We start from the raw sequence: 25,470 nt of genomic DNA on the forward strand, positions 1-25,470 counted from the left end.
GCTTAGCTAAGACCTGACAGATGGAGAAGCCACATTTTCCCCTGTGCTAGCAGGAGAAGTTCTCCTATGGCGCAGCCGATCGCCAATCCTACAAAGGGAAAGAGTTCCCGATAAGCGACAAACTGTTGTTCGCGTCGGCACACGGTCAGCAGCAGCAATAGATTGAAGCAGCCCATTGTAAGGATCAGGCCCAGACTACTAAAGATGGCAATAGGATAGAGGATCACGCTATTTTGCGCACAGATGGCAAAAAAGCAGAGTAGCAGCGCAGGCAAGAACAGGCAGAGGTGGGACCAGGAAGAGATGCTGCGCTGCTCGTGGAGATCGCACCAGAGAAACTGATTCAGAATAGGAAGGCTCAAACTGCCCAGTGCTAATCCAGCCAGCAGACCAGTTGCCAGGCGAAACGGGTTCTGTGGTTGATACAAGTGAATGAGGCCAAGATCGAGCAAGAAGGAATTTGTGCCATCAACGGCCATCATCAGGACTCCGAGCAATAATACCACCAGAATGGGACGAGGAGGCAATAATTGGGCCCGTCCATGTCCACTTGCATAAAGTATAAGACCACTGAGAAATGCTCCCAGATAGATCCCTGTATTGCGTGCGCAGAGAGGGAGCCGTTCACCTCCAGGATAAAATGAATGTGTCAAGATCTGGGCACAGATGCCACTATCCAGCCAGCGCAGCGCGTTGAGCAATGAGCTTTCATGCGACCAGACGAGCAGACCAGCCAGCACCAGATAGACCCCCATAGTCGAGAGTAAGAGCCAGCGTGGAGCTTTGAGATATCGTTGTGAGCCAGCCGAACGTGACATCCACATACTACTTTATCCTCTCTTAGAGGGCTAATCCCAGGCCAAAGTAAGCATTGAAATAGCTAAAGAGATTGAAAAAGATCACCACTCCTACGATCATCATCAGCACGCCAGTCCCAATCTGAATAGCTCCTAAGAAGGGTTTTAACCGTTTGAGTGCAAGGCTTAGACCAGTCAGGCCCAGCCCAAGCAAGAGAAATGGTACCCCTAATCCAAGGGCATAAGCGAGCAGGAGCAAGACACCTTGCTGTAACGTGGTACTACTGCCAGCCAGAATAAGAATCGAGCTCAAAATGGGGCCAATACAGGGAGTCCAGGCAATCGCAAAGATGATGCCCGTGAGAAGCGAGGCTAGATAGCCAGGGCGAGTTGAGCGGAATGAGAAGCGCTTCTGTTGCTCCAGGAATGAGAGTTTTAGGATCCCTGTCAGGTAGAGTCCAGCCAGGAGAAGGACGATCCCCCCAATCTGCCGCAGAAGATGGAGATGACTTGACAGGAGTCCTCCCAGAGTGCTTGCTGTAGCTCCCAGGGCTACAAAGGTCAGAGTGAAGCCGCTTACAAATGTTAGAGCATGAAGGAATGTGATTAAGCGTGCCGTTAAGGTCTGTTGCTGACCGCTCTGATAGACACTCTGCCCCACTAATTGAATAAGATAGATAGGGACTAGAGGTAAGACGCATGGAGAGAGAAACGAGGCCAGGCCCGCGAGAAAGGCCAGACCGAGACTGATATCTGTTGGATTCATAAAAAATGCCTGCTCCTACCGACTTTGAGATGCGATCGCCCTCATATTATAGCAGAAGCTCGCAAGGCGAAGCAGACATTATCCAGAGTACGATTGAGGAAGCCACCGATTAAGAAGCGCCTGAGCCTCCAAGCCCAATGCTGCGACTGATTGATCGGCGTCATGTTGGATCAGAGCAAGTTCCTGAAGGGCAGCTACTACGATGGTATCCTCAGGCGAGGCGAGTTGCTCCAACGCAAGCAGAGCTGTACGAGCAACATTTTTATCTACATCGAGCAAGCTGAGTAATAAGGCTGGAAGTGCCCATCGTGCTTCCAGTTGACGGCAGATATAGGCAGCGCAGGCTCGAACCCCACTATCTGCGTCATAGAGCAGGATAGACTCAATCAGGGCCTCTAGACCAGGCAACGTACTGACTGGCTGATACAAAAGAGGTAGCATCTCCAGGATTCGTTGGCGTATCCAGGCGCTCGCATCGTGGAGGAGTAAGAACACTACCCCTGTCTTCGTTAGGCCGAGGCTAAGATCCTGCCAGGCCTGCTTCTGGCGTCGTTTCCGTGCCTGCCAGAGCAGAGAGGCCAGCGTATCGAGCGCCGTCACACGTCCTTCTTCCTGCGCCAATTTGATCGTTCCAATGAGCCAGCGAAGCACATTTTCCCGTAATGGAGCACGAAGTACGCCATGGAGAAAGCGCAGACATTCAATTGCCTCGAGATAAGCTGGATGTTCTCTTGTAATTACAACAGTCCCTAAAACAGCAGCAACATATTCTCCTCCGCAAGCGGCCAGAGTATAACAGGCCTGTCGGCGTACGACAGGAGACTGAGCTTTTAGAAAGGGTAAGAAACGAGCAGGTAGTGCGAGATGGCGAATAAGTTGGCGGAACGTCTGCCGTTTAGCCAGCTCCTCAAAGGCCACCAGAACCATTGCTTGCCCCTGTTCTTCAGGAGTGACAAGCAGATCAGCAAGGCGAGGTAAGAGGGCTGGTGTCGCCACGAGATGGAGGGCATAGGCAGCCTGGAGGGCCAGTTCGGGATCAGGATCAAAGAGTAAGTGGAGCAATTGTGTGGTCGCTTGCTCACGTTTATTGGCCACTAATTGTACTGGTAATTCAGTCGAAAGAATGAACAGTGCCGCCTTGCGAATATCGATTGGAACCGCCTCATATAAAAATGTCAGAAGGATTTCAAGTCCAGACTGTTCATGATTGAGGAGCAGAGCATAGGAGCAAGTAAGACGAACAGGATAGCTCTCTTCGGTCGTTTGATGAGTTCGCAGCGTTTGTAGAGAGTCAGCGTGAAGAAAGACCTTGCTGGAACGTGTCGCCAGGGCAAGAGCCGCCGCATAACGAACCGTCTGCCAGGGAGCAGCCAGGCCCTGGCAGAGGAGTTGTTCGTAGTTGGAATGCGGAACATGGGATGTAGCCTCTATAATGCTTGCCCAGAGGACGGGTCCTGGTGGTTGTGTCAAGGAAGAAGATGTCAGGAGATCCTCCAGAGAGAGATGAGCCTGTTGGCTGAGATGGAGGAGGAGCTTGCTCGTATGTTCATATTGTGGCGGCCACCAGGGCCAGGCAGGCGTTGTGATCTCGGGATACGAGGTAAATGCGTTGAGGACGATCGGGAGGATATCAGGACCGTAGCGAATCAGGCGACGGGTTGCACGCACACGCAACGCATACTCCGTTTCGGGGCCGAGTAACAGGGTGAGTGCAGCCTGAACATTTTCTCGTCGAGCCTGTCGCACAACCACACCACTCCTTTCACCCACGATACCAGCATCAAATGAAGAGCAAGGTAAATGATTTACTCCTCCCATCTCTGTATATGAGAGCAGAGAAACGCTCTCTTTTTGTTATACCTTGCTCATCCAAACCCGGTTAGGGAGATTTGAAGAGCTGCTGAAGTTGTTGCCAGAGCTTATGGCGATCCTGGTTCTTTTCGGGTGCCTGTTGCTCATCTGAGCGAGCATTGGTAGCTCGCTCTTGTTGAGCCAGCTCTTCTTGCTGCTGTGGGCGTGGAAAGGGATGGGTGGGTATATTACTGATCGCCTGGCGGTCCTCATAGGTAGGAGGTAGAGGAGAGGCCTGTTGAGCAGTTGGATTATTCGCCAGTGATGGATGTGAAGGAGTGTGTGGGATAGGTTTCATCTCCTGTGTTGGCTGTTTCTTAGTTGGGAGATCCTCGACCTGTTCCATATAGCGAGGGCGTTGGGCTTGTGGTCGTTTGGGTGGTTGCAAGGGACGTTGAAGACGCTGACCAAGAGGGAGCGCCCCTGTATTTGAAGGTATTGGAAGATGGAGGCCTCGGAGCGCCTCAGCCATCAAGCTGGCTTCTGAGTAGCGTTTATGGCGATCGCGAGAGAGGGCCGTCATAATAATCTGCTCCAGCTCCGGAGAGAGCTCTGGATTTAACGTACCAGGAGGAGTGATGGACCCTTTGATAATCATCTGCGTCAACTCGGGCATGGTGCGTCCATTAAACGGGCGGCGTCCGCTAACCATCTCATAGAGTACGACACCTAACGCATAGATATCGCTCCGATTATCAAGTGTATGGCCCCAGACCTGTTCAGGAGAAGCATAATAGATGCTGCCGACCAGGGTACGAGCCACCGTGATCGTCTGGAGGCCAGATGCACGTGCCAGACCAAAATCCATCACTTTAATCTTGCCCCAGCGATTGAGCATCAGATTCTCAGGTTTGATATCCCGATGAATGACATGGCGCTCTTTGTAGGCGGCATCGAGTGCATCAGCGATCTGAGCCGCGTATTCGGCAGCCAGGTGTTGCGGGATCATACCATCAAGATAGAGCAGATTGGCAAGTGTAGGACCCTGAACAAACTCCATGATAAAATAGAGCAACGACTGCTGCTGTCCTGCGTCATAGATCTGCACAATATTGGGATGATTGAGTCCAGCGATGATCTGCGCTTCACGAATGAAGCGAGCGATATAGGAAGTATCACGAGCCAGGACCTGGGGGAGTACTTTGATCGCCACCTCGCGTCCTAAAGCGATCTGTTTGCCGCGATAGACCACTCCCATCGAGCCTCGACCAACTTCTTCCTCTAAATAGTAGCCCCCAAGGGTATGCCCTGCTAGTTCATTCATCAGCATCTACAGCGCAGAAGCCTCAGCGTAGACGCGTGAGGAACAGGCGCTGCATCCCCTTTCTTCGCTTTAGTGAACAAAAGGATTCAAGTCCCCATGCGGGGAAGCGTTTTTGAGGTGGGAACGCTTAAACACCTGATAGTGTCGGGTTATCTCTCTGTTTGTCGCGCCTTTCTCTATAGAACAGAAAGAAGCGAGCCCAGGAGAGGTAACCCGACGCATATTCTCGCTACCCGGGTGAGACACCCGAGCAGAAGTGCCCAAATAAATGGGTCGAGGAAGAGAGCATGGCAGGTATCTTGCCTCTGCATCATGCTCTTCTACAATAATAAAGCTTTGTTTAGTCGAGGTAGTCTTTGAGAATGCGACTAGCCTGTGGATGACGTAGTTTACGGATTGCGCGTTCTTCGATCTGGCGTACGCGCTCTCGTGTCACCTTCAATTTCTTCCCAACCTCCTCCAGCGTATGATCATGATCATCGACCAGACCAAAGCGCAGTTCGATTACCTGTCGTTCGCGGAGGGTAAGTTGTCCAAGAACCTTACGAATCTCTTCACGTAACAATTGTTGATCGGTAATCTCGGATGGACTGCGTTCGTGCATATCCTCGATAATATCGCCCAGGGTATTCTCCTCTTCTTCGGAGAGAGGAGCATCGAGCGAAAAGACCTTTTCGGCCCAGATCAACAGCTCATTGACGCGTTCTGGTGTCATATTGAGGCGTTCGCCAATATCTTCAGGGGTAGGTTCGCGTCCCATTTCTTGATACAACTGGCGGGTAGTGCGTTTGACGCGCATGACCTCTTCCATAATATAGACTGGGAGGCGAACGACACGTGTCCCTTCTAAGATGGCGCGTGTAATGGCCTGCTTGATCCACCAGGTTGCATAGGTGGAGAAGCGAAAGCCTTTTCGATAATCAAATTTGGTAACGGCTCGGATCAAGCCGATATTGCCCTCACCAATTAAATCTTCCAGGGTCAGCCCCTGCCCAACGTACTTTTTTGCAATACTCACGACTAGACGAAGATTCGCCTCAATGAGGTGATTTCTTGCATCCCTGTCTCCATTTTCGGCGCGTTCCGCGAGGCGAGACTCGCTAGCTGCTGAGAGCAGAGGAATGCGTGAAATTTCGCGAAGGTAGAGACGCAGGCTATCGCTTTGCGCCAGACTACTTATATCGCCATGGTCCTGTTGTGTTTCGCGCTCGGATTCACCCGATTTCTCACGATCACGTTCTGCGTTAAACATCACATTTCGTTCCAAGTGCTTGCTCTCTTCTCCTGCAACATGTACGTAGATCAGTTCAGTCCTGGTTTATTGTATCATACGTATGGGGTATTGCAAGGTACATCTTCCCCGGATTCAGTAGATAAACAGTCCTTCATGCCCGGCTAGAGGCTCTGGGTGTTGGACGCTCCGACTGGTAAATGGAGGTAGGAAACCTACTGGTTAGGAGCCGGCTCGAAGCAAATTTTGGCGGAGCTCTGGCTCGTCTGTTCCTCGTTACCTATCTTTAGAGCATATTGTTGAAGGATAGTATGATCATTATAAACCCGGCGATGCCCATATATGCAACCCCCCTCGATCTGATGGGCAAGAAAAGGTCCTCATCCATTAGTGAACGTCGCACAAACAATTTTTTGTGGGTGAAGTTTTCGAAGCATTTCATTTTCATTTGCGGTTTATGTTTCGTCTGGTTTCTTTGCTCTGTGTGTTTCGTCTGGGCCTGTAGCCAGATATGGTCAGTTTGCGAGAAGAGTATCTTCTACGTTCTAACTAATGAGAACGGTAAAACGTAGATAGGGGAGAAGATTGCTAACGTCAAATATGCGAGAGAAGAGGATATGTAGTGTGTGTTGTTGTGCGGAAAGTTGAGGCAAGTGCTCACTTATGAGCTCACCTGTGCTATTAACAGCGGGAACGGTGATTGGTGGTCATTATATTATTGGGGATCTGATCAACCGTGGAGGCTTTGGGGCTGTCTATCGGGGAGTAGATACGAGCGAGGGGAATCGTCTCTGTGCACTGAAAGAGACCTACGATGTCACTCCCGCAGCTCGACGCCAGGCTTTGATGGAGGCGAGCATTCTGTTTACTGTCCGGAGTCCTCATTTGCCGGAGGTCTACGATGCATTGGAGGATCATGGCCGCTTCTATCTCATCATGCAATTTGTTGAAGGGCAGAATCTCCTTCAACTCCTTCAGCAACGTCTGCCAGGTCTGCGTATCGGTGAACAACAGCCCTATCAGGCTCACAGTGGACCCTGCACTGAGCAAGAGGTTTTAAACTGGTTGCTGCCTATTATTGATGTCTTGCAAGAGTTACATAGCCGTAAGCCACCGATTTTGCATCGTGATATTAAAGCCGGAAATATCATCATCACACCAGAGCAGAAGGCTGTGCTGGTGGACTTTGGATTGACAAAGTTATATGATCCAACGCGTGGTACACAGACCCTGGTCAAAGCAGTCTCAGAAGGTTTTAGCTCGTTAGAGCAGTATATTGGACAGACAAGCCCACGATCGGATCTCTATTCCATGGCTGCTACTATGTACCTCCTGTTAACAAATCGCTTGCCTCCACCAGCCGTAACAAGAAGCGTTCAGGATGAACTTATTTCTCCTCGCTTGCTTAATCCTCTTGTGTCTCAGAAGATGGAACGGGTGCTATTGAAAGCACTGGCTGTTCATCCAGATGATCGCTATGGGAGTATGCATGATTTTGCACAAGCGTTGATGGAGCCTGAGTTTACGGCTCATGCTGATCAGACGATCCTGGGGCCCTCGCTGACCTCTTTGCCAATTGTGCCCTCGCCTGCGCCGCTTTATCTGAGTGCACCTCATCCAGCCGCTCCTGCGGCGTATCCAGGACCGCCTGTAGCTTATAACCCTTATAATTCCTCAACGGTTCAGTCCTCTTATCCAGCATTTCAGCCTGGAGGATATAGCTCACCAATACAGGTGCATGCTGTCTATCCTCAGTTGCCTGCCCATCCACCCGTCTCGCCGCGTTATGGAGCCCCCTCTTCTCCTCAGCCTCGGATGGTCTCATTGCCTAATCCGACTGATGTAGGGTGTGCCTGGGGGTTGCTGCAGGGTATGTTGAGTGCCCTCATTGTCCTGTTTCTTCGGGAACCAGGCGCCTTTATTCTGGCGTGGGGATTAGGGCTGCTGTTTTACGTCTGGGCAGGGATGCGGGCAACGCGTAAGGGGGGATCGGTGCTTCGTGGTGGCTGGGCTGGCTATTGGGCTGGTATCCTTGGTACGATCTCTTTCTGGATTACGTTGGGGATCGGGCTGGTTGTGCGCGTGAGTCTGCGGGCGAATGATCTCAACAAGCGCCTGGCGGGTCAGCCCTCCAATGAGATCGTAAACCAGGCCTGGCGCGATGTTCAGCCAATCTGGCCAAAAGTCTTATTATTTGCGCGCCAGCCACTATGGATAAACGTAGGTGCTTTATTGCTGGCAGGATTAGTGGTAGCATGGCTCTGTGGATGGCTTGGTGGTCTGATCCGCAGGCTACGGTCAAGTGGACGTCCCCAAAATGGTCGCCGTCCGTAAGCCGACTTTACATGCCTGTTCATGCGGCATAGCATTGCAATTTTAGAGAAGGTAGGTTGAGAGTTTTGGCTATACAAGAAGATAGCAAGCACAGTGAAAGTGTTGGAGAGCAGTCAACGGAGACAGTCCTTTCTGTTAGTGAGATTGCGCAGATCCTGAGTACAGAATTAAGTATCGGGAAGGGACAGATTGCGAGTACAATTGCCCTCCTCGACGAGGGTAATACTATTCCCTTTATTTCGCGCTATCGTAAAGAGGCCACAGGTAGCCTGGATGAAGTACAGATCCAGGCGATTGCAGACCGGGCCGCCTCATTACGGGCTCTGTACGATCGCAAACAGGATGTGCGCCGTTTAATTGAAGGTCAGGGGAAGTTAACAGCCGAACTGGCGGCAGCAATTGAGACTGCAACAACCTTGCAGGAGGTTGAGGATCTCTATCTTCCCTATCGTCCGAAGCGAAAAACCCGGGCGAGCGTGGCTCGTGAGAAAGGATTGGCTCCCCTGGCCGAGCTGATCATTGCCCAACCGGAGTTTGCCACCGATCATGAACATCAGCTTGAACTGGCCGCTGCTGCCTATCTGAGTGAAGAAAAAGGGGTCCCTACCAGCCTGGAGGCGTATGCTGGGGCCAGTGATATTGTGGCAGAGATAATTACCGAAGATGCGGCTGTTCGTGGGAGTGTGCGAACGCAATTTTTTAAGCAGTCGGTTGTTGGAGCAAAAGCGGCAGATCCAGAGAAGGTTGCCGAAAAAGATCCCAATGGTGTCTATCAGCTCTACTACGACTTTCATGAAGATGTGACTAGACTGGTGCCTCATCGCGTCCTGGCATTGAATCGAGCCGAACGGGAAGAGGTCTTGCGCGTTAGCATCACCCTGCCCTATGAGCAGGTGCAACAGAGCATCGCTCAACATCATCCCATCAAACAGACATCACCATTTGCCAGATTGCTCTCCGATGCGATGGAAGATGGATATAAACGCCTGCTTGCACCGGCAATGGAGCGTGAGGTCCGCGTCGAATTGACCAGACAGGCTGAAGAGCATGCGATTCATATTTTTGCGGCCAATCTACGTAATCTTCTGCTTCAGCCCCCTCTGCGTGGCAAGAAGGTGCTTGGTATAGATCCGGGCTTTCGTACTGGTTGTAAATTGACGGTGGTGGACGAGACTGGCAAGTTTATCACTTCGGATACGCTGTATCTGTTTCAGGAGCAGAAGGCGCGGCAGTTGTTGCGTTCACTGATTGAGAAATATCAGATTAGTGTGATTTCGATTGGGAACGGTACAGCCTCTCGGGAGACTGAGCAACTGGTTGCCGATCTCTTGCGCGAGTTGAAAGAAGCGGGTAACAACGAGATTGGCTACGTCATCGTCAACGAAGCAGGGGCATCAGTCTATTCGGCATCAGAAGCTGCTCGGGAAGAATTTCCCACCTTAGATGCGACTCAGCGGGGCACGATCTCCATTGCCCGCCGTCTGCAAGATCCGTTGGCCGAACTGGTCAAGATTGATCCCAAGGCCGTGGGAGTTGGACTGTATCAGCATGATGTTGATCAGAAGGAACTGGCAGCTATGCTCGATCGTGTGGTTGTCTCCTGCGTGAACTTTGCGGGTGTTGAGGTCAATTCGGCCTCAGCCGCGCTTTTGAAGCATGTCTCCGGGATTAATTCGCGTGTCGCGAATGCCATTGTGAAATATCGTGAGGCTCATGGTCCTTTTGTGTCGCGTCAGGGATTACAGAAGGTTCCTGGTCTGGGACCGGCTACCTTTGTTCAGGCAGCGGGCTTTTTAAAGATTGCCAATGGAAGTGATCCTCTGGACAATACATTTATCCATCCTGAGAGTTATCAGGCCACACGCACGCTGTTGGATCTCCTGCCTGTTGAGCCTGGTGGTAAGAATAAACCTTCTGAACGCATTGCGCTGTTTCGGAAGAATCTACAGATGCAAAATACCCTGGGCAAATTGCAGAACAGCCTGGGAGGTGGACGTTCAAATCGCAATCGTTCAACGGGTTCAACTGAAGGTAGTGAGAGTGCAGCCTGGAGTGAACTGGCGAAGAAGGTTGGTATAGGTCTGCCAACGCTCAATGATATTCTGGAGAATCTTGAGAAGCCAGGCCTGGACCCACGCGATGCATTACCTGCACCCATTCTGCGCCATGATGTGCTCAAGATGGAAGATCTCCAGCCAGATATGATCTTGCAGGGAACGGTTCGCAACGTTGTTGATTTTGGAGCCTTTGTGGATATCGGCGTCAAGCAAGATGGCCTGATTCACATTTCAGAACTGGCAGATCGTTTTGTTCGTGATCCTCTTAGTGTTGTGGCTGTTGGTCAGGTTGTTCAGGTCCGCATTCTTAGCATCGATACGCGCCGTGGACGCGTTCAGTTGAGCATGAGAAATGTCAAATAATTTGTGCTGACGTAATTCACACCGGGCCTTCTTCTGTCCTCAGAAAGCGAATGGACAGAAGAAGGCTTTTTTGGGTAAAAGTTCAGTTTGCATCGCCAGCCAGATGTATCATACGATGACTCTGAAGAATATCCTTTTTCCTGGGAAGGAGCAACGGACAATAAGGTAAATATCCTTTACCTTACTGTAGAAAGTAGGAAGTCTATGTCTGGGGTATATCGGCTGGGCCGTTTAGCGGGCATTGATGTCTACATTAGCTTCGGATTGTTTATTGCAATCATTCTCCTTACAGTCACACTTTCCTCTGGCTGGTTGCCTCGAATCTATCCGAATGCCTCTAGTGGAACGTATATCTTGCTGGGATTGATCAGTTCATTGTTTCTTTTTCTCTCTATTTTATTGCATGAGTTAGGTCATTCACTGGTTGCGCGTGCCCATGGTTTGAAGGTAAAAAACATTGTCCTGTTTATATTTGGGGGCGTCTCAAATATAGAGCAGGAGGCCAGGACCCCCGGGGCAGACTTTCAGATAGCCATAATAGGTCCATTGGTGAGTATTGGCATTGGTCTTCTCTGCTTTGGTTTATGGTGGCCGCTGCGGCAATCATCATCAGCTATTCAGGCCTTGTTAGAGGTTCTCTTTGTCATGAACCTGGTGATTGGCGTCTTTAATCTTATTCCGGGCTATCCGTTGGATGGGGGACGTGTGTTGAGGGCAGTGTTCTGGAAGATAACGGGGAATGCCAATCGTGCGACACGGATTACCACTGGTGTCGGGAGTCTGATTGCGTACCTTTTTATTATCTGGGGAATCTTTCAGGTCTTCAGTGGGGATGTTCTGGATGGGATCTGGATCGGGTTTATTGGTTGGTTTTTGTTGTCGGCCTCCAATTCTGTACGGGCTCAAGCTACCTTTGATGAGGTTCTGGGGGATGTAACAGTAGAGGAAGTGATGGTGAAGAATCCTGTTACTGTCCCTGCCAATATCTCATTGCAGAAAGTTATTGATGACTATTTTTTGCCCCAGGCTTTGCGCTCTGCTTTTGTCATGCAAGCTTCATGGTTGGCAGGTATCATTACCTTGAATGAGATTCGGCATATTCCGCGCGAGAAATGGTCGAATACCCCGATCGGATTGGTAATGATTCCCAGCGAACGTCTCCATATTGTTGCGCCAAAGCAACAGCTCCGCGAAGTGCTTCCTTTGATGACTGGCCGTGATGTCAATCAGCTCCCTGTCGTGGAAGATGGACAGTTATTGGGCGTGTTGAATCGAGATGTTATCCTGCGCTCAATTGAGCTACGGCGCAGCCTGCGCTGAACCAGAAGAGTGGACCAGAGTAGAATGGGTCACCACAGCCATCATTTATGATGGCCGCGGACCATATCGGGGTGTGTCGTCATGACGGCCATCATAATTCACGTGTGCATCAAGAAGGGGGTAAGTCAAGATCGTTGCCATGGAGCATGCCCACCGCGTCGATGAGAGTGGACCATATCGGATTGTACCACCGTGCCCACCATTAACAAAAAACCACAAAAGAGCAATTTATCGCACGAGGAGGTAGGGCCCATTATTCATGATGGCCGCGGACCATATCGTATTGTGTCTTCATGCTCACCATTAACAAAAAAATCCTACAAGAGCGATTTATCGCACGAGGAGGTAGGGGCCCATCATTCATGATGGCCGCGGACCATATCGGAATGGGTCACCACGTCGATGAGAGTGGACCATATCGGAATGGGTCACCGCGTCGATGAGAGTGGACCATATCGGAATGGGTCACTGCGTCGATGAGAGTGGACCATATCGGAATGGGTCACCACGGCCATCATAAATGATGGGCCCTACATGATTATGCGATAAATCGCTTATGTGTCGTAAATTATTGCGCGAGAGGTAATAAACCCATCATTCATGATGGCCGCAGCATAAATAGCATTGTGTCCTCAATATGAGTCATCATGATACATAATGAATTACATAGCGATGAGAAGAAAGTACTTACTATACACCACAGCCATTTGAAACACGGTACACTATAGTCAGTATCGATAAGGTTTATCTCTGTTTCATTTCTTGAGACATGGATAGATAGTCGTAGCTGAAGCGTGTCCGGTGAGTGTGGTGTGCATTCCTTTTCTCCCATATCACTGACCGCAATGGCAATTGGTAACATCCCCCTTTCAAGAGCGCAGGCACAGAATAACAAGCACAGCACCTGCTCTGGGTAGGCTTTATACTGGTGAGGTAATTGGTATGGATGAGAAGGCGAGAAAGCGATTAAAGGCGAGCGTCTCCCCACGAAGATGGAAAAAGATCAAGCATTCTGGACGTATAATGAAGCAATGGCTAAGTGAGAATAGAGGGACGGCGTTGACCTGGTTTCTGGTTGCAGTACTTATCGTATTGGGACTGGGGATACTAAGCTCATTTCATCTTTCCACCACTAATTCAGCTCCAACAGGTGCAGTCGTTGTGGACTATAGCACCTTTGTACATGAACTTTCGAATAATAATGTGCAGACTGTCGCTATTCAAGACGACCAGATCAATGGTTGGCTCAAACAATCACACGGATCTTTATCAACCCAGCAGAAAACCGATCTTGCTCATGCATATACAGACTGGCGACATGTGATAGGGATCGATCAGTCATCCTCTTTTGCAGATACAGCCGAGGGCTCCGTCGATACGCAGCATGCGATCACTTTGCAAGTTGCGAAGGCCGATATGTCTGGTGTGATGCCATTATTGGATGCCCATCAGGTTGAAGTACATACACTGAGTAGCAGCTCTTCCCCATTCCTTCCCATGCTTCTCCGTTTCCTGCCTCTGCTTCTGGTCATCCTTCTCTTTATCCTTTTCTTCTCAATGCGGATGAAGGGCAACCATAAACAGTTTGATGCGCATATGCATACTCTTGGTAAAAGCAAAGCGAGACATTTTGAGCCTGCTAAAAAGGCATCGAAGCAGCACGCAGACCAACCACTATCGCCAAAAGCTTTGAGCGGAGCCCATGGTAAGAAGGCAACTTTTGCACCCAGTATCGTGCCGGATATCACCTTTGAAGACGTTGCAGGGATCAATGAAGTTCGTTCGGAACTTGTCGAGATCGTGCAGTTTTTGCGTGAGCCAGAGCGCTTTAATCGCCTTGGTGCTCATATTCCTCATGGGGCTCTTCTTGTTGGGCCTCCTGGTACAGGAAAGACGTTATTGGCCAAAGCCGTGGCTGGAGAAGCCAATGTCCCCTTTTTCAGCCTGAGTGCCTCTGAATTTGTCGAGATGTTTGTTGGAGTGGGTGCTAGCCGGATTCGTGATCTCTTCCAGCAGGCTCGTCGTGCAGCTCCCTGTGTCATCTTTCTGGACGAGATTGATGCCGTTGGCCGCAAACGTTCAATGCGAGCGAGCGGCAATGAAGAGCGAGATCAGACGCTTAATCAGTTGCTTGTAGAGCTCGATGGCTTTGATCCTCTGCGGGCAGTTGTTGTTATGGCAGCGACCAATCGTGTGGATATTCTTGATAATGCGCTCTTGCGGCCAGGACGTTTTGACCGTCGGATTACGGTCTCTCTACCAGATCGTATCGGTCGTGCAGCAATCTTAAAAGTACATACAAAGAAGAAGCCTTTAGCAGAGGATGTCAGCCTTGAGCGGCTTGCTCATCTCACTACGGGTATGACCGGTGCTGATCTTGCTAATCTGGCGAACGAAGCAGCCCTTTCGGCGGTTCGTCATGAGTTAGAGGCCATTACTCATGATTGTTTTGAAGAGGCCTTAGCGCGTGTCCAGCTGGGAGCTTTACGCCCGATTGTGATGGACGAGCGTGAGCGGCGTATTATTGCGGTTCATGAGGGCGGGCATGCGCTTGTTGCCCATCATCTGGCTGAGGCGGATACGGTGAATCGTGTTACGATTCTACCACGTGGCCAGAGCCTGGGCGTTACCCAGTTTACGCCCGAAAGCGATCGCTACAATTATAGTCGTGAGACCCTTATGGCACGGATTGCAGTAGGACTGGGTGGCCGCGTAGCCGAAGAAATTACCTTTGGTGCCGAGCGTGTTACCACCGGTGCAGAGAATGATCTTCAAGTCGTGACGGACCTTGCCCGCCGCATGGTCACACGTTGGGGCATGAGCGAGCGATTGGGTGTTGTCTTTGCCGACTATCGTCCAGAAGAAGGGTATGGCTTAAATATGCGCCGTACAGAGCTCGCTTCGCAGGCGCGAACCCTGGTTGCCGATCAATCGGGAAGGCTCTATCTTAACGGTCCTGAAACCACTCAATGGTCTGCAACAGCTCCAACTCCAGGTGTGGCTGTTTCCAGGGGATCCCAGAGTGGACTGATTGATGGCGAGGTACAGCGTATCCTCCATGATGGCAAACAGATGGCTCGTCAGATATTGATGGAGCATAATGATCAGCTTACGCTTTTGACCAATGAACTTCTGGAACATGAGCAACTGGATCGCAAACAGTTTGAGGCTCTTTTACAGGAGAAGTAAGCTGGCATACATGTGGCTAAGAAGCCAGGCTATAAACGCACACGCGCATGGAACACTACCTTGTTCCATGCGCGTTGTGATTTCCGAGGCCATCACATTCTCTTAACTCACAAAGTCTTCTGTAAACCAGATATTTTTGTTTGCATCGACGTATACACCAACACCCACTTTATGCAAAGTAGTTCCTAAAAGATGCATCCGGTGAAAGCCTGATGGTGGTTCATTGACCATTCCCTCTTGAATAGAGAGCGCTCCTGCCCACGCGGTTGGATAAGGGCCAGCCATGGCGATATTTTCGCCACATGTGGCATCAGTCACGCCAGGGAAGTCTTCATTGGCGATACGCTGGCATTGTGGCAGTCCATCGGGACAGGTATGGCTAAAGCCACAGTGCGTCATATTCCAACTGTGGAGGCGAGCGCCACCTGAAAGCGTCTCATTCCAGGTATAGGCATAAAGACCTCGTAGAGCGCGATCCGCATTAATCTGTGCAAAAAGCTTTTGTGTGAGTTGAATCTCTTCATCCGTGAGAGCAGGTGGCTGACCATAGGGAGCAGGTCCTGTAGCCGTTGATGGAATTGTCAGATTACCCACGACAATGGGGGGAGCTGGCGGGGGCGGCGTGGGAGGGATAGCTGTAGGTTGTGGAGTAACAGGAGTTGGGAGCAGAATCGCCTGAGGCTGAGGAGGGCGCTGTTTTAGTGCTAATGAGTAACCCCTGGAGGGCGTAGGGGTGGGTGAGATAGTTGTCTGAGGCTGTGTTCCACAGGCAGATAGAAGCAAGAGAGCCAATAAGCATATAAGCATCCATGTCTTTTTAAGCGTCACGAGTACAACCCCTCCTAGATCCGTCGTTTCAGTTATTCTTGCATAACGATTGTTCGTCTCTAGGAGAGAGTACCATGATTTATCAATAAGAATGGAGAATTGATCGTAAGCTTAGTACTTTTTGGGCCTTCGCTGTCTGAAATTGACTAAAGTTGTGTCATCTTGATCACCATCAATATGTGTTTAAAAGCGACAGGTGATAACAATGGCGCTCATATCATCGGGCTTGGGACGAATAGTCTTGCTGCGATCTTCTCGTGAACGACGTTGTGATTGTTCGACCAGCAGGCGAGCTGCAGAAGAGCGGGGACTATTGCGCAGAGTCTCTTTAATCTCTTCATCGGTGAGGTTGTCGTGAATACCATCGGTGCAAAGAAGGATACGATCGCCAGGAAAGACAGTGGTACGTCCTGTATGGACAACGGGTGGTAGGGAGGCACCCAGGGCCTGTGTAATGCCACCACGCATGCGAAAGTAGCTATATTCAATATCGGAGAGATCTTCTGCGCGGGTGGCCTGATCAATGCGAAAAGCGTGGAACTCATTCAGAGTCTGAATTTCAACTAAGCGGCTGAGGAGCCCATCATCACTGGTTAAGCGTTCAAGATTATTTTGATCACGAGCGGGAAGTAAGTAGACGCGGCTATCTCCTACGTGGCCATAAAAGAGAGAATAGGAGTTCATCTCTGGATTGCGGCAGAAGGCAGCCATCGCTACTGTGGTTGCGAGATCATCCGTTCCAGCACGTTCTGCGCCATTGGTGCGTACCTGTTCATGAGCTTCAGTCATAAGGTGCTCGAGGATGGCTCGCAGGTCATGTCGCTGGCAGTCCTCTATCAATCCCAACAATTTTCGTTTGCGGGGCATAAACTGGCGTAAAAGCTTTCGCCAGCCATTGATCGTCGAACGTGCAGCTGTTTGAGAAGCAATCTCCGCAGCCGCGCTCCCACCAACTCCATCGAAGACAGCAACAAGACCGCTGGTTTCATCAATGAGAATACTATCTTCATTGCGCAAAGGATGGCGTTCATTAGCGACGCTATATTGAGAGATAGTAAAGGGCAAGCGCTTCTGAACGCTAGTATGCATAGGTATTTGAGTAGATCTTTTATTTTTGTGCTGCGGCATCTGCGTTGAATGCTGCCTTTCAATTGAATGTACTAGTGAATTTGTACGATTCATCGCTATAAATTCCATATGTTTGCCATATATTCAAGAAAACTGACCAGAAATGGTCAAGGATAACAACACTATTGGGCGGCTGTTGTCTTTCACAAGCAAGCAAAGTAAGCCGAGTAAGCCTCTTGCAATGGATAGCATAAACTATTGAGTGCAAGTATATCAGATAGTAGGACAAAAAGAAAAGGGTTTTGCTATTTCAGCGAATTTCTCAACGGTTCTACGTGATGAAATGGCTTATCCTTAAAAAATTCTCTCCCAACAGACGCGTATGGGCACGATAATCTGACACATGAAATGTTATTTCTTGTTCCATTTTCTGATAATCTGCCTCTCCTAAGGTGTCTAGCATGCTGGCTTTGTTCGCCGGGTGATAGAGCCAGAGATCAAGTATCTCAGCATTAATCTCAATATGGTATTGAAGAGCATAAGCGTTGAGACCATAGCGAAAAGCTTGTTGCTCTGTCACGGCGTTACGAGCTAATTGAATCGCACCTTCAGGAAGGCTAAAGGTATCTTCGTGCCATTGAAAGACCTTCTGTCGGCCTGAAAAGCCTGCAAACAGCGGATCATCTGCTCCTGCTGGTGTTAGCTCAACTTCAGAGAAGCCAATTTCAGTTGTTGTATGAGGGTAAACTTCACCACCTAATGCTACGGCTAATAATTGTGCTCCCAGGCAGATGCCCAGGTAGGGAATCTCGTGCTCTACAGCCCGACACAGAAAAGCCAGCTCTTTTTTCAGATAGGGAAAGCTGTCCAGGTCATGGACGTGCTGTGGGCCACCCAGGCTGATGATTGCTTGATAGGCTTCGGGTTGTGGTAATGGGTCCTTTTCAACGTTCACTACTTCATAGGGAAGAGCATAATCGGTGAGTAGTTCTCCAAGGTAGCCCGCAGGATCATCCCATGAATGTTGAAGAAGTAAGACTGGCTTCACACATTTTTCCTCTCGCTGTTCGATTATTCTTTGCCAGACTGCCAGAACTGGAGATTGTATTTACACTCTTCACTATTAAGAACGGATGAGTTAAGAAAATTCACAGGCCGATCTTGTACGCTTTTCTGGATATCTCTTCTGTTTTGAGACGAGACAGATACGATTTTTGTAACGGTTGTGATAGACAAATCGATTCAATCGCCAGCTATGGTCAGGAAAAGGCTGGGCTTAGAAGACTCTTCTAAGCCCAGAGTGCTAGTGCTGTGTTCCAGTCAATGCAGCGGTATCGCGTCCCTCAATCCGAAGCTCCACTTGCCAGGATTGACCAGCTTCCAGAGCAAGTGGCCAGAGTAATGCAAAACAACTCCCCTGATGAGTGCGTTCAAAGCCTGCTTCAGAACCAGTGACTGTCTCAATGGAGAAGCGCCAATGGGTGGCTGGCTGGCTTATGGTGAAGGAGAGATCTTGCTGGAGCCAGGTATTGCCAATGCGGAAGCCGTAGACGGTTGGAACTTCATCAGAGCTATCGAATGGCAGGTTCTGACTTTCCTGTGCAGTCGGGGAGCCCTGAATAAAACGGTAATAAGCCTGCGGATTCTGGCCCCCGCCCAACAGATTGAGATTCCACTCAGAGGCAAATGTGGTATCCAGACGTGCCTGACCTTGATTATGGATCTGATAGCGAATGTGTAGCTGCTCTGCTCCAAATGGGACAAAGATAGTTTTACTCAATGTGACTGGCATGGGGCTGAGCGCTCCAGCTCGTTTCACGTGGCCTTCACGTTTGAAGGTAACCGTAATTCCATTGGCATCCTGTTCAACGTGCGTCTGATAGGGCTCATTCACAAAATTACCAGACTCTTCGTAGCGCACCTGAGCAAAGTTTTTCAGCGGCAACCCTGAAGGGAGGAAGTGATCGAGCAGGCTTGTGCGGCGGTAGCGATCATTGACCAGATACTGATCGAGATCGGCCTCTTTCGTACGTATAGTGGTATGAGGAGATCCTGGTTCGCCGGCGGACTGATCCTGACCCTGATTCTGATGTTGACGTCTCTCCGCCTCATAATCACGGAGGGTCTGATGGTAGCTCTCCTCGCGGCGCGTCATCACACTGGTGAGCGCGTGGCAGCTGCGGCGAAGATCCCACTCAAAAAGGGTCCCACCATGCAAGGGATCGAAATAGAGATTCTGTTGATCACCTTCAATGATCAGTTTGTCGAGGGTATCGCGGTCAAAATCCGTAAACTCATAGTGTTGCCAGGGATTTGGACCATGAATGGCACGATCGGCAGCATTTTCGGCTTTAATGAGATGATGATAAATGGCGGAGCGAACATGGCCCATGTAGATGCCGCCAAAGAGTCCATGCCAGTAGGTATCATTGGCCTGTGCTTTCCATAAGTGAAGCTGCCCTACCTCTTCTGTCGCACCAGCTTGCTGGACGCGCTCAAAGACGCGCAACATCTTTTTATGCTGATTATTAATCTCTGGATAGCGAACCAGGAAATAGCGCCAGAAGCCGCCGCGCATAAATTGGATGACGTTCTCTTTTTTCTCGCTCTCTAATTGATGGAGGAGCTTTGTGAACTCGTAGGATTTTTGAGCGGGGAGCGCCCACTCGGTCATTTCAAGGTAAGAAGAGGTTGGGATATAGACGCGCCCCAACGCGGGCTGTTTTTTGGCATATTCGCCCAGAGGTGTCGTATGCAGCCAGGCGCTATTGGCTTCCAGGGCCGTGAAGAACTCTTCGACCCAACCATCGCGTCCATCTGAACCCCAACAATACGTGCCAGTATCGGGCCAGGAGCCAAATTTCTCACCATCATCCCCCATCACGACAATTCGCCGTCCATCAGGAGTGGCTAATGAGCGCAGATTTTCAATTGTTTCGGCGACCGGGCGCCAGGGGATAGTATAGCGCAACGATTTGCTGGTGGCATAGACCTTGAGCACGTTGCCTTGATCTTCAGTTGCATAGTATCCGTACAGATCATCATCATCAAGCCCCACATTTTTAAAATGGATATCATCCAGGATCGTCCATTGTATCTCGGCCTCGTGGAGAATATTGGGGAGGCCGGGCTCCCAGACACGCTCGGCCAGCCACATTCCCGTTGGCTTTGTCCCAAAATCTTGTTTAATTCGCTCTGAGAGGCGGCGAATCTGACCAACCTTATCGCGATCAGGGATGGAAGGGAGGATCGGCTCATAGTAGCCACCACCTGCAATCTCGACCTGATTGCGTTGCACCAGAGCAACAACCCGGCGAATAAATTCTGGATGCTCTCCCTCCAGCCAATCAAGAAGCGAGCCAGTATAGTGGAGCGTCAGGCGGACGCCAGGATGTTTTTCCAGAGCTTCGATCATCGGTAGATATGCTTCTTCATAAACTTGCTGAAAGACCCAGGGAAAATTCCCCACAGGCTGGTGATTATGAAGCAGAAGCCCTAGCTGAATCTGTGCAGGTTGATTGCTCTGACCAGTCATAGCAACATATTCCTTTGTATTTCAAACACAAGTGAAACTACATGGTAAGAGAGAGGAAGGTATAGACAAGATATCCCCCTCTTCAGTGTACCAGTGCTCCATCCACTATATCACATCCAGTCTGGACGGCAAAAAAGGCCCTCCTCTCTCCCCAGTAAAATACCGCAAAAGAACACCCATCCTGTAAAGCATGCCTGCTTGCTTACTAATCCTTTCATAGATATTGCTTTAAATACAAATATAATTTATAGTTGTTGTGGAATGCTACGCCCTTTCCTCTCTTAAAATGGCAAAGAGGATGGCCAATAATTATCAGACGGTGAAAATCCTCCGTTGTATTTTCGCCGTAGGAGGAGAGCAATGCAGGTTATGCAGTACATTCGGCGACCTCTCTTATGTGTTGTTTTGTTTCTGATTATTTTTGCAGCCTTTGAAGCTGGCTCCATCTCCATAGCGCATGCGGCAGATCTCCCGGTGGTTGGTCCAAAAAGCTACTATATTGCGCTCGGTGATTCAGTTGCTTATGGATACCAGCCTGATCTTGATTGGAGGAGTGGATATTCGACTGATCTCTATCATCATTTACAGAGCAAGGGGACCAGTACGTATGACAATCTGGCCTGCCCTGCGGAGACTAGTACAACGATGATTAACGGGAACTGCCCGTATACGATCATTCATAAATATCCCTATCTTGAGCCTCAATTGAATGCTGCTATTGAGTATCTTCAGGCGCACCCGGGCCAGGTAAGTCCGGTCACGTTGCAGATTGGGGCTAATGACATTCTCCCTGACATCAATAAGAGCACCTGTAGCACCAATACTGCGCAGTTCGCTACTGATCTGGCAACATTGGATGCGAATCTCACGCAGACAATTCTGCCCCGTTTGAAGGCTGCTCTGACCGTCAATGGTCAACTCACAGGTGATCTGATTCTGGTCAACTATTACGATCCGTACCAGAATCTCTGCCCCAATTCAGTTCCCTATTTGCAGACAGTGAATCAGCATCTGGCGCAGGACGCTGCTGGGTATGCACATGTTGCCGATGCTTTTACTGCCTTTGGCGGAGCTGCTATTCCCAATAGTAACACCTGTAACTATACCTGGATCTGTTCGTTTTTTAGTGATATTCATCCCAGGAGCCAGGGCTATAGTGTAATTGCCAGTACTATTGAGAATAGCATTGGGTATTAATTTCTAATGGCTCTTTTCTAAGAGCAAGCATGCACACTGGCAGACAAGAGAGCTCTTACAATCGAAGTGGGCTGGCATTTCCTGAGCTTGCTTGTATATGCCCTGTGTGCATCTTTTTGTGCCGTAAAGGCTAGTATCTTTTCGTGAGAAGAGGTATAGTCAGGATGGTAAAGATCATGTTCCTTGTAGTCTAGCAGGAAAAAGGATGGGGGTCTGTAAAAAAACAATGGGCAGGGTGAAAGTTTTACTGGTTGATGATCATGGGCCATTGCGCAAGGCGCTCTACGAGGGGCTGGAGGCTACAGGATCTGTTCAGGTGATAGGAGAAGCGGCGACTGGAAAAGAGGCTGTCGCCCGAGCACTTGAATTGGATATGGATGTCATTTTGATGGATGTTCAACTGCAAGATCCGCAGGAGGGGAGGAGGGCCTTGAGTGGGGTTGGAGCCGCAGTGGCCATTCGTCGTGAGCGTCCGCGTACGCCAGTCGTGTTTTATTCGATTCAGGACGATGATGAATACTACCGAGAGTTTCGGGCAGCGGGGATCTTGACGCACTATGCATATGTGCGCAAGAGCAATTATCTGTTGCCAAGTATGCTTGTGCCGTTGTTGCGTGATGCCGTCAACGGTCGTAGTCTGGTTGATCCAGAGATTGAAGATCGTGTGCAGGAGGTTCGCGATCTGGATGAACAGTCGCCTCGCGCTCTGCTTGAGCCCAATGAACTGCGCGTGGCTGAACTGATGGCGCAGGGCATGACCAATGAGCAGATTGCAGCGCGGCTCACCCTTCATGATAAGCGGGCCGTTAGCCGTACGAACGGACGTATCTATGCAGCCTGGGGACTGAGCGAGAACTCAGTTGATGATAAAGTGGCACGTGCAAGAGCCACCCTTATCTATATGTTAAATCGTATGGTAATCTGGGATGAGAACGGCGTCGCACTGGTTCAAGGGCGACGGGGCGAATGGGTGCCACTTTACGCGGAGAAATAGAGCAGCCAGAGATCCATACAAGAGCCATATAAGGGAATATTGACAAGAGAAAGCCATGACGAACAATCTTATACTAGCATTTATCTATCGCAATCTCGATCTGACACAGGGCCCATTACGGTTTTTACCCACGTTCGTGCTTGCGCTTTCGATCTTTAATCTCATTGCGTTTCTCTGGCTCGCCTGTACCGTCTGGCTCAATGGCGATCGACGCAGTCTGATTGCTCAGGTAGGAGTGATCGGGCTGAGCCTCTCTGCGCTCTTTTTCTTTGCTCATTCACTGTTGATCTCTGGTCCGCTCTCAGGCACGTCAGGGGTTGTCTCTCCGGATGATCTCTGGCATTTGATCTGGTTGCCCGCGCTGGGTGTTCCTTATATCTGGTTTTTGATTGGTCTGCACTATGCCGTTCAGCTCAACGAAAAGTGGAAGCGAAGCCGGCCATTGCTCTTACTTGGAAGTGCCTCATTGGGCCTGGCTGTTCTTCTGTTATTGATGCTCAATGAATCAACCGCGACCTTTAAAGGAACGCTTCTCCTGCTGGCCTATAATGATGTCCATACGGATCTGCACCAGCCATGGATATCGCCACTGATTCTCTTACCTATTTTATTTCTCTGCTATGTGGCGTTTTGTGCGATTGGTCCCTGGTTTACCCCTGGCCGGGTCTGGCGGTTGCTGCGTATGCTCTGGACCTTTGCAACGCAGAGGCAACGAGGTCGGCAGATGCATCGCAGGCTGGCGGATGCCTTCTGGGATGATCCAGTGAGTATCGAGCAGCTTGATGAGCCGATACTCTCCTGGCATCTTGCTCGCCCTGGTCTGTTGTTGGCGGCTCTTCTGATGCTCGGGCTTACCGCAGGTCTGGGGATACTGGGGGTCTGGTCAATGTTTCACTGGCTAGAGGTTCAGCATAGTGGGCCAGTTCCACTGAATCTGACGACCATCCCACTCAATCTCCTGCTGCTGGATCTTTTTGCTGTTGGTTCTGTGGCTTTAATTGTCTTGCTGGTTGGGTATTCAATTGTTCGGTATGGCATCCTGATTGAGCGTCCATTGGGTCGTAGTGGTTTTTTTGAGCAATGGCGAGGAACGGTCATTGTAGCAACTACCATTGCCATCTTTATTGCCCTTCTACGCGTCTTCACTCGTAGCTCACTGGGTGGAATGCTCTTGATCACCTGCGTTGCGACTGGCACCTATGCTCTGTTTACCTGGAGCAGTTATACCGCCCATGATCGCTATATTGCCCTTCTTGGCCCTTTTTTGCGCAGCACAAATGTGCGCCACTGGCTCAATGTTGATCTCGCCAGGACGGAGCAGAGCATGGAGGCACTCTTTATTCATCTCTGTCAGGAGGTGTTAGAGGCCCAGTGTGCGCGTCTGGTCGTATTATCCGGGACAGTGAAAAGGAGCTTCAACTATCGCTGGGAGCTGCTGGCCCCCATCAACATAGATGAGCTTGCGCAAGAGGCCGTCCCTGTTACGCCTGTGCGCCGTTCCTCTGCCAGTGCAAGCTATACACCGTTTCAGATGCAACATGCCACATCATTGAAAGCGATTCAAGCCTATCGCGTGCGCATGAGCGTTCAGGGGACCACCGTTATCTGCTGGGTCTTACCAATCTATGATGAGCTTGGCCTGGTGGCTAAACTGTATCTGGGACCGCGTCAAGATGGGAGTATTTTTACTGGCGAAGATATGGACCTGGCGCAGGCGTGCGGCCAGCGTATTCTCGATACATTGCGCGATCATGAGGCCATGTTGACCATTGCAGGGCTCTTACGGCGACGAATTGTGGATGTAAAACTATTAGGAGCGCAGCAGCGCCGAGTTTTACACGATGAGATTTTGCCTCAACTTCACCTCGCGCTCCTACGTCTGGAGAGCGCTCGTTCAGGTTCTTCGCCGGATGCTCTCTCACAGCAACGTTCAGACCAGGTCGTGAGTGAAGCGATTGGCTCGATCAGCGCCGTTCATCGACAGTTGGCTGCGATGATGAGAACCATGTCTACCAGTGCGCCGCATCGTCTGGAGAGAGATGGTCTCATGCTGGCCATTCATGCCATGATCGAGCAGGATTTTCAGCATGCATTTGATGAGGTTGAATGGCGTGTCAAAGACGAGACGGCACGAGCCATTGACGATCTTGTTCCCCCGGCTATTGCCGAGTTAATCTTTGCTGCGGTGCAGGAAGCACTGCGTAATGCTGCCCGTCACGGTCGAGGCAATGATCTGCATCGTCGCCTTAAGCTGACCCTGGATGCCTCCTGTAATCCATATGTGGAGGTTATCGTTGCAGATGATGGTGTTGGCATCGGTTCAACGACCAGCTCCACCAGTGGAACCGGCGGTGGACTGTTGACCCATAGTGCTTTACTGGGGATTGCAGGGGGGAGCCTGACCGTTAAGACTGCGCCAGGTGAGGGGGTAAGCGTCCGTATCTTTGTCCCCATCGATCTTTTTCATTAATATTTTCATGAGCATGCTCACCAGGAAAGAGATGTTCGTGTCCACTGGTTCCTTGTTTCTCTCCCCATGTATACTGCCACTGAAGAGAGCGATCCGATTGGTCAATAGAGCCATCGGCCCGGCGAGTATCGTGCGGTGCTTGCGTGAAAAGATTAAGCGACCCGTTTAGTGCCGTACAAGCATCATACGCATAGCAACCTGAAAAG

At 50.2% G+C, this 25,470-nt stretch carries 16 protein-coding genes; 7 read left to right on the forward strand and 9 right to left on the reverse strand.

The features are described 5' to 3' along the window. Positions 1–2 precede the first annotated feature (2 nt). The 5 genes from EL628_RS09855 to EL628_RS09875 all read right to left on the reverse strand — a co-directional run bounded on the left by EL628_RS09855 (position 3) and on the right by EL628_RS09875 (position 5,945). Positions 3–824 carry a DUF2085 domain-containing protein gene (locus EL628_RS09855; protein ID WP_126579784.1) on the reverse strand — a complete coding sequence of 274 codons (822 nt, stop codon included), beginning with the start codon at positions 822–824 and terminating at the stop codon, positions 3–5. 16 nt (positions 825–840) lie between these two features. Continuing rightward, complete coding sequence (locus EL628_RS09860) at positions 841–1,563, reverse strand: cytochrome c biogenesis CcdA family protein (RefSeq protein ID WP_126579785.1); 723 nt, start codon at positions 1,561–1,563, stop codon at positions 841–843. 78 nt (positions 1,564–1,641) lie between these two features. Continuing rightward, the gene (locus EL628_RS09865) at positions 1,642–3,315 is read right to left on the reverse strand and encodes a HEAT repeat domain-containing protein (protein WP_126579786.1); all 1,674 of its coding nucleotides are present in this window, start codon (positions 3,313–3,315) and stop codon (positions 1,642–1,644) included. Positions 3,316–3,442: 127 nt separating this feature from the next. Next, entirely contained in the window at positions 3,443–4,678 is a 1,236-nt protein-coding gene (locus EL628_RS09870; RefSeq protein ID WP_161975391.1) for a serine/threonine protein kinase, read from the reverse strand. A 340-nt stretch (positions 4,679–5,018) separates the two neighbouring features. Then, positions 5,019–5,945: a sigma-70 family RNA polymerase sigma factor gene (locus tag EL628_RS09875; RefSeq protein ID WP_245994044.1), complete on the reverse strand. Its 927-nt coding sequence runs from the start codon at positions 5,943–5,945 to the stop codon at positions 5,019–5,021. Positions 5,946–6,572: 627 nt separating this feature from the next. Here EL628_RS09875 and EL628_RS09880 point away from each other — a divergent pair. From EL628_RS09880 to ftsH, 4 genes are all read left to right on the forward strand, one after another. Next, positions 6,573–8,243, forward strand: coding sequence for a serine/threonine protein kinase (locus EL628_RS09880; RefSeq protein WP_126579788.1), 1,671 nt, complete (start codon positions 6,573–6,575; stop codon positions 8,241–8,243). Positions 8,244–8,314: 71 nt separating this feature from the next. Beyond that, positions 8,315–10,663, forward strand: a complete 2,349-nt coding sequence (locus EL628_RS09885; RefSeq protein WP_443098278.1) for a Tex family protein — start codon at positions 8,315–8,317, stop codon at positions 10,661–10,663. Positions 10,664–10,867: 204 nt separating this feature from the next. Then, on the forward strand, positions 10,868–11,983 hold the full coding sequence (locus EL628_RS09890) for a site-2 protease family protein (RefSeq protein WP_126579789.1): 1,116 nt from the start codon (positions 10,868–10,870) through the stop codon (positions 11,981–11,983). Between the two features lie 942 nt (positions 11,984–12,925). Beyond that, complete coding sequence (gene ftsH, locus EL628_RS09895; protein ID WP_126579790.1) at positions 12,926–15,172, forward strand: ATP-dependent zinc metalloprotease FtsH; 2,247 nt, start codon at positions 12,926–12,928, stop codon at positions 15,170–15,172. A gap of 102 nt (positions 15,173–15,274) precedes the next feature. On the opposite strand, the gene EL628_RS09900 is transcribed toward ftsH, so the two are convergent. The 4 genes from EL628_RS09900 to EL628_RS09915 all read right to left on the reverse strand — a co-directional run bounded on the left by EL628_RS09900 (position 15,275) and on the right by EL628_RS09915 (position 20,603). After that, positions 15,275–16,000 (reverse strand): CAP domain-containing protein, encoded by a 726-nt coding sequence (locus EL628_RS09900; protein WP_126579791.1) that lies wholly within the window; start codon positions 15,998–16,000, stop codon positions 15,275–15,277. Positions 16,001–16,183: 183 nt separating this feature from the next. Further along, the gene (locus EL628_RS09905; protein WP_161975392.1) at positions 16,184–17,089 is read right to left on the reverse strand and encodes a PP2C family protein-serine/threonine phosphatase; all 906 of its coding nucleotides are present in this window, start codon (positions 17,087–17,089) and stop codon (positions 16,184–16,186) included. Between the two features lie 310 nt (positions 17,090–17,399). After that, a complete protein-coding gene (locus tag EL628_RS09910; RefSeq protein ID WP_161975393.1) occupies positions 17,400–18,116 on the reverse strand; it encodes a type 1 glutamine amidotransferase in 717 nt (238 codons plus the stop codon). A 255-nt stretch (positions 18,117–18,371) separates the two neighbouring features. Then, positions 18,372–20,603, reverse strand: coding sequence for an alpha-amylase/4-alpha-glucanotransferase domain-containing protein (locus tag EL628_RS09915; RefSeq protein WP_126579794.1), 2,232 nt, complete (start codon positions 20,601–20,603; stop codon positions 18,372–18,374). Between the two features lie 369 nt (positions 20,604–20,972). Here EL628_RS09915 and EL628_RS09920 point away from each other — a divergent pair, with 369 nt between their 5' ends. From EL628_RS09920 to EL628_RS09930, 3 genes are all read left to right on the forward strand, one after another. Further along, positions 20,973–21,800 carry an SGNH/GDSL hydrolase family protein gene (locus tag EL628_RS09920; RefSeq protein WP_161975394.1) on the forward strand — a complete coding sequence of 276 codons (828 nt, stop codon included), beginning with the start codon at positions 20,973–20,975 and terminating at the stop codon, positions 21,798–21,800. A gap of 226 nt (positions 21,801–22,026) precedes the next feature. Continuing rightward, the gene (locus EL628_RS09925) at positions 22,027–22,794 is read left to right on the forward strand and encodes a response regulator (RefSeq protein ID WP_126581916.1); all 768 of its coding nucleotides are present in this window, start codon (positions 22,027–22,029) and stop codon (positions 22,792–22,794) included. 55 nt (positions 22,795–22,849) lie between these two features. Then, a complete protein-coding gene (locus tag EL628_RS09930; protein ID WP_126579796.1) occupies positions 22,850–25,264 on the forward strand; it encodes a sensor histidine kinase in 2,415 nt (804 codons plus the stop codon). Positions 25,265–25,470: the final 206 nt, after the last annotated feature.

The organism is Tengunoibacter tsumagoiensis (assembly GCF_003967535.1).
Lineage (GTDB): Bacteria > Chloroflexota > Ktedonobacteria > Ktedonobacterales > Ktedonobacteraceae > Tengunoibacter > Tengunoibacter tsumagoiensis.

What these genes read in the sequence shown, in the direction of transcription:
- EL628_RS09855 (WP_126579784.1), bottom strand. Translation starts at nt 824, where the DNA reads ATGTGGATGTCACGTTCGGCTGGCTCACAACGATATCTCAAAGCTCCA.
- EL628_RS09860 (WP_126579785.1), bottom strand. Translation starts at nt 1,563, where the DNA reads ATGAATCCAACAGATATCAGTCTCGGTCTGGCCTTTCTCGCGGGCCTG.
- EL628_RS09870 (WP_161975391.1), bottom strand. Translation starts at nt 4,678, where the DNA reads ATGAATGAACTAGCAGGGCATACCCTTGGGGGCTACTATTTAGAGGAA.
- EL628_RS09880 (WP_126579788.1), top strand. Translation starts at nt 6,573, where the DNA reads ATGAGCTCACCTGTGCTATTAACAGCGGGAACGGTGATTGGTGGTCAT.
- EL628_RS09890 (WP_126579789.1), top strand. Translation starts at nt 10,868, where the DNA reads ATGTCTGGGGTATATCGGCTGGGCCGTTTAGCGGGCATTGATGTCTAC.
- ftsH (WP_126579790.1), top strand. Translation starts at nt 12,926, where the DNA reads ATGGATGAGAAGGCGAGAAAGCGATTAAAGGCGAGCGTCTCCCCACGA.
- EL628_RS09905 (WP_161975392.1), bottom strand. Translation starts at nt 17,089, where the DNA reads ATGCATACTAGCGTTCAGAAGCGCTTGCCCTTTACTATCTCTCAATAT.
- EL628_RS09915 (WP_126579794.1), bottom strand. Translation starts at nt 20,603, where the DNA reads ATGACTGGTCAGAGCAATCAACCTGCACAGATTCAGCTAGGGCTTCTG.
- EL628_RS09920 (WP_161975394.1), top strand. Translation starts at nt 20,973, where the DNA reads ATGCAGTACATTCGGCGACCTCTCTTATGTGTTGTTTTGTTTCTGATT.
- EL628_RS09925 (WP_126581916.1), top strand. Translation starts at nt 22,027, where the DNA reads ATGGGCAGGGTGAAAGTTTTACTGGTTGATGATCATGGGCCATTGCGC.
- EL628_RS09930 (WP_126579796.1), top strand. Translation starts at nt 22,850, where the DNA reads ATGACGAACAATCTTATACTAGCATTTATCTATCGCAATCTCGATCTG.